Raw genomic sequence first — 1,457 nt, 5'->3', positions numbered from 1 at the left:
ACGGGACGCCGCTGCGCCGCAGGGCGGCCAAGGGGAGCCTCGCCGCCGCGGGGATGGCCGTCGGCTGGGCCTTCGTCGCATGGATGACGACCGCGGCGGCGGTCGCGTTGACGGCGCTCACGGTCGCGTTGATGGCGGCTTGAGAACCAAGGTATTGGAAAACTGGAAAACTTGAATAGTCGAGTTTTTGAAAAAAGGGAGAAAGACATGGCCGAGCACTACACAAAGGCATCGATAGGTGAGATAATGGCACCGTGCCCGAGCGCGAGCCATCTCCCAAATCCAGGCGGCGCGCGGGCGGCGAGAAGCGACACGGGACCGAAATCCCGGATTCACAACGGAATAAGGATCGAGCGATGAGCGCGCAGGGCGGCGCAACGGGATCCGTGCACGTGAACGTGTTCGGCGGGCCCGGCTCCGGCAAGTCGACGATGGCGTACGCCGTCGCGGCGGAGCTCAAGGCGCGCGGCTACACGGCCGAGTGCGTCGGCGAGGTGGTCAAGGACTGCATCTACGACGCTGCGCGCGGCGACCAGGAGGCGGCGCGCCTGCTGGACGGCAGCGTGGAGAGCCAGGAGGAGCTGTACCGCCGGCAGTCGGCGCGCGAGCGCCGGCTCGACGGGCTCGTGCAGTTCGTCGTGGCGGACTCGCCGGCCATCATGGGCCTCGCCTACCTCGCCCCCGACGCCGACGAGGACAGGGCGGCGAGGCTGGCGGCCCTCGCGCAGGACGAGTTCGAGGCACAGGAGTCGGTCAACGTGATCGTCGCCAGGGAGGGGGCGTACGACCCCCGCGCCCGGATACACGCCGAGGACGAGGCCGAGAGGATCGACGCGGACGTCCTGGCCCTTGTCGAGAGGGCCACGGCGGGGCGGTACGAGACGGTGGGCCGCGGCGACGCGGGCAAGGTTGCGGAGATGGCCGTCGAGCACGGCTTGGCAGAGAGGACCGGAGATGATGAACTACGACGAGCTTTACAGGGAGCTGGAGCGGGACGCCAGGGAGGCGGGCCTGGAGAAGGAGCACCTGGAGTGGCAGCTAGGCCTCGAAGGCTGGGCGAAGGATCCCGTGGCGGTGGCGATGCGCGACTGGCGCCTGCAGCACGCGCCGGAGACGCTGGAGGGCAAGAGCGAGGAGCAGGTCGGCAGGGAGATGGCCATGGTTCACCTGCTGGCGGAGTCGCGCAGGACGGCCGCCGCGCAGGCGTGGATGCGGTCCCCGCAGAGCTCCCAGGCAAAAGACGCGCAGCAGAAGGCGGCGCTGATGAACGCCGCCGCGGCGGCGGAGAACGAGGCCATGATCTCGGAGATACCGGACATAGCGATAAGCCTGTAGCGGCGCGGCGCCGGCCCTCCAGGCGCGGCGGGAAGGTGATGGAGGGCCAGATGTCGCTCGACCTGCTGTTCGAGCCGTCGGACGCCGCCCCCGTGTTCGAGCCGGCGTCGCCGGCCCCCTCG

1 protein-coding gene and 1 pseudogene are annotated in these 1,457 nt (G+C 69.5%); both read left to right on the top strand.

Annotation, left to right across the window (positions count from 1 at the left end; all coding sequences use genetic code 11):
* Positions 1–356: 356 nt before the first annotated feature.
* Positions 357–851 (top strand): annotated as a pseudogene (locus GPA_RS20125) (AAA family ATPase); the annotation flags it as partial.
* 103 nt (positions 852–954) lie between these two features.
* Positions 955–1,335 carry a hypothetical protein gene (locus GPA_RS20120; protein ID WP_015539637.1) on the top strand — a complete coding sequence of 127 codons (381 nt, stop codon included), beginning with the start codon at positions 955–957 and terminating at the stop codon, positions 1,333–1,335.
* The last annotated feature ends 122 nt before the right edge of the window (positions 1,336–1,457 follow it).

It is taken from the genome of Gordonibacter pamelaeae 7-10-1-b (assembly GCF_000210055.1).
GTDB classification, from domain to species: Bacteria; Actinomycetota; Coriobacteriia; order Coriobacteriales; family Eggerthellaceae; genus Gordonibacter; species Gordonibacter pamelaeae.
The sequence above is the reverse complement of the archived record's forward strand: the minus strand, read 5'-3'. Positions and strand labels throughout refer to the sequence as shown.

What these genes read in the sequence shown, in the direction of transcription:
- GPA_RS20120 (WP_015539637.1), top strand. Translation starts at nt 955, where the DNA reads ATGATGAACTACGACGAGCTTTACAGGGAGCTGGAGCGGGACGCCAGG.